At 33.3% G+C, this 3,593-nt stretch carries 2 protein-coding genes and 1 pseudogene; all 3 read right to left on the bottom strand.

Annotated elements, in window-relative coordinates; translation table 11 throughout:
• Positions 1-1,416: hypothetical protein (locus tag A1QC_RS01955; protein WP_017025149.1), on the bottom strand; the 1,416-nt coding region annotated here is incomplete at its 3' end.
• Positions 1,400-2,482 (bottom strand): hypothetical protein, encoded by a 1,083-nt coding sequence (locus tag A1QC_RS15740; protein ID WP_277815786.1) that lies wholly within the window; start codon positions 2,480-2,482, stop codon positions 1,400-1,402. The genes A1QC_RS01955 and A1QC_RS15740, both read right to left, overlap by 17 nt.
• Positions 2,483-3,355: pseudogene (locus A1QC_RS15735) on the bottom strand (glycosyltransferase family 2 protein); the annotation flags it as partial.
• Positions 3,356-3,593 lie beyond the last annotated feature (238 nt).

The raw sequence follows: 3,593 nt of genomic DNA, 5'->3' as shown, positions 1-3,593 counted from the left end.
ATCTGTCATTCGAAGGACTAATTGCTTATTATTTAAAAACTCCCTTTGTGAATATAAAAGTGATTCGCTTAACATATCAGCGACTCTTCTTTCAGAGTTATATGTTCGCATCATCGTATAAGTTGCAAAATCCACATCTGAAATCATTCTATCTTTTTGATATAGAGCAAACATTAAATCGCTAGAACGCTTATATTGCTTCAAATATGAATAAGCATAAGCGAGAGATCGAGTATGGCTTGACGATAACTTATTACCTTCTAATAAACTAACTATCTTTGTCCATTGACGCATATTTGAATAATATGAGATTAAAATATCACGGCGTTTATTTTCATATAAAGGGCTTGGGAACACCGCATTCTCTAATTCAGAGTAAGATTGTAACTGCTCAGCAAGAGTCATCCATGTATAAGGCGTATTATAAGGTGAACAATCATAAAACTTTGTTATAGCAGCATCTTTATTTTCAGATAAAAATAAATTACGGCTATTCTTCAGACAACGATCAATACGAGGTCCTTCATCCTCAAATTGATTCAATTCACTCAAACTCAAAGAATTTAAATAGTTTCTCTGACGAGCCATATCATCTGTCAGCATACCGGATGCATAAAGTCTATTTAGTTCATTCTTAGCTATAACCAATTGGTTATCATCTAATAAATGAGCAACATATACTGCATATATCCACTGCTTACTTTTTTGGGATGATACCTCATCAATCATTGCAAACGCTTTTTTATCTTCGTCCAATTCAAAATAAATTAAAGCAAGATATTCAAAATCTCTTTCATTCATTTTTTTATTAAATTTCATACTGTCAAAAATAGCTAACGCATCAGAATATTTATGGATATCGACTAATGCATAAGCCTCATACCGTTTAGATTGTATATTCTTATATTTTAAAGACTGAGATAAACTCCAATTCAAAGCAACTTGCCGACTTTTTACATTTTCAATTTGATATAAGTGATTCGTATACCATATTGAAGCTTGTTCAACAGTTAAATCTTCTATTAATTTATCCACTTCTCTCCGCGTATACAACTCCCCAGATTGAGATTCATTAATTCGAAGCTCAAACAAAAGTTCTCCTTTTTCAGGTTGAGGAAGTTTCTTAATTAGACTAATCAAGTCTAAATCAGATTTACCAGCTAAAATACTCAACGAATAAGCATATTTAATGAATGGGATATGATTTGGTACAATCACTAATGCATGTTCGACTTCATTTAAGGCATCAAAATATCGCCCAGCGTTCTCTTCCTTAAATGCCTTATCAATATATGGATAGGTGCGAAAATGCTGTGATTCTGTCATTCCTGAATATATATTCTCGGTCGAGGCTGACACAAACAAACTTATATATGAAAGCATTATTATCGATAAATATTTAGATAAGGTTTTCATAGTACTCCTTACTAAAATCTTCGATTAAATTATATATACTCTTTTGTTGCTCTACTTGTAAATTTAATGCACGAGTGCATTGTTCTTCCGTTATATATTTTCGTTCAACTAAAAATCGACCTAAACTAGTATCTAACTCACTTTCAAAAGCTAAAATAGCTTGATTCAGTACTGATGGCTCAATTAAACGTTCAGAGAGTAAGCTACGCCCTAACTGGCTTTGAGATGAATAATAAATATCTAAAATCCATTGTTTTTGTTCCTCTTTAATTTTCCCTGTCACAATCGCACATTCTAATAAATCCATAGGGTTCTCTAAGTCTAAGTTTAGATACCAATAACGTATACCCACTGTAACAGTACCATTAGTCGTAATAATACACTGTACAGGCATACCCAATCGACGCTTAATAGCAGCAAGTCCAACAGGGCTTAGAACTGATTCTTTTCCTAAGATTAAGGTGTGACCTTCCATTCTAAGAGGGATAACCGTATATTTTAATGCTATTTTTTTAGGGAACCATTCAAATAATGAAGGATCGAGTGAATAAGGGTCACATGCTTCATACCCAGACTCACCTTGTATGGCAATTGCTCTACTTAATGCATCATTTGAAACTAATTTATTACCAACCAAATAACATCCAAGAAGTTGATTTGATGGACAATTTATCAATGCCTTCTCTAATTCTTCCTTTGAAAGATACCCTTCATCAATCAAGATTTTACCAATTGGAATTGTTCTTGACTCTGTTGATATCGAAGGAAAGTCGTGGGTAGTTTTATCCCATGCAACTCTGCGAGGATCTCCTTGCTCAATTACTTGTTTAATTGCTCGTATATTTGCAGAGAAATTAATAATAGTTCCCCAAACCAAACGAAACAAAGAAAGAACACCTTCCCAGTAACCATAATATTGACTAACAAAATAAAAACGCTGGAATAGACGATTACATAATAAGACAGTATTAATAATCAATAAAATCCTAGTCACCTTATCATCAGAGATAATAGATATGAATTGATAGCTATTATCAAAATATGCATACACAGATAAACAAAGCATCTGAAATAAGAGTAACGTGGAAATAAACCCAATGGTGTTATTGATAAAACCACGCCTATCGCGCCATAAGAAATAATTAACCTTCCAATCTTTTGTCCATTTGTGGTTTTTAAAACCTTGAAAAACAATGCCAATAATCCAACGGCTTTTTTGCCTTACAGCTGTTGTATAAGTAGTAGGGAAATACTCACGAACACATACGACACTGCCTTCTTTCATTGAAACACCAAAAGCATTTTCTTTTAAAGTCAATTGATCTTTATCTACTACAGGAAAACGAACAAATATTTCGTTCATTCCCCACTGCTTCAAACGAAAACCGATATCATAATCTTCAGTTAAAGATTGGATATCAAAGGGTAAACCATCACCTTCTACTAATAGTCTTAAAATGGCTTTACGGCTAAAGCATGTCCCTACACCAGCACTCGGTACTTGACCAGAAATAGCTTCACGCACAACTACATCTTTACCGTGTAGCTCTGCAAACTCATCCGCATAATGTCCAGACGTCATCTGATACCATTTACGAGTATATGGGTAAACAGGTAATTGAATGAGATCTTTACTTGGTAGCAAATAATTAAATAATCTCAATTCCATCGGTGATAAGACATCTTCTGAATCATGTAAAATGAAACCTGAAAACTCAATTTTTGCTTTATTTTCAAACTAAATAATAGAAGTAATAATATTATTTAAGCAATCAGCTTTACTTGTTGGCCCAGGTCGGGCGCAAACAACTTTATGAACATTTGGAAATTTAGCACAAACTTTATCGACATCTTTTTGTGTTTCAGGATCATTAGGGTAAGTACCGACAAATATTTGGTAATTTTCATAATCGAGCTTGGAAGCAGCTAACTCTGCCATTTTATCGATAACACCATGCTCTTGCCATGCAGGAACCATAATGGCAAGTGGTTGTTCATGCTTATTATATAATTCGTCTGCCTGTTTTCTTGAATAATGACGATAAATAAAAGCTTTACGCCAGAAAAGACGAATCCAATAATATATATCAACAAATAAATCATCTATTCCACAGATACACAGAATCACCATTACAAAGATTAAAATAAATTTCAAACTGTATAAATAGCTTAAGAAA

Source organism: Vibrio rumoiensis 1S-45 (assembly GCF_000286955.2).
GTDB lineage: Bacteria > Pseudomonadota > Gammaproteobacteria > Enterobacterales > Vibrionaceae > Vibrio > Vibrio rumoiensis_A.
The sequence above is the reverse complement of the archived record's forward strand: the minus strand, read 5'-3'. Positions and strand labels throughout refer to the sequence as shown.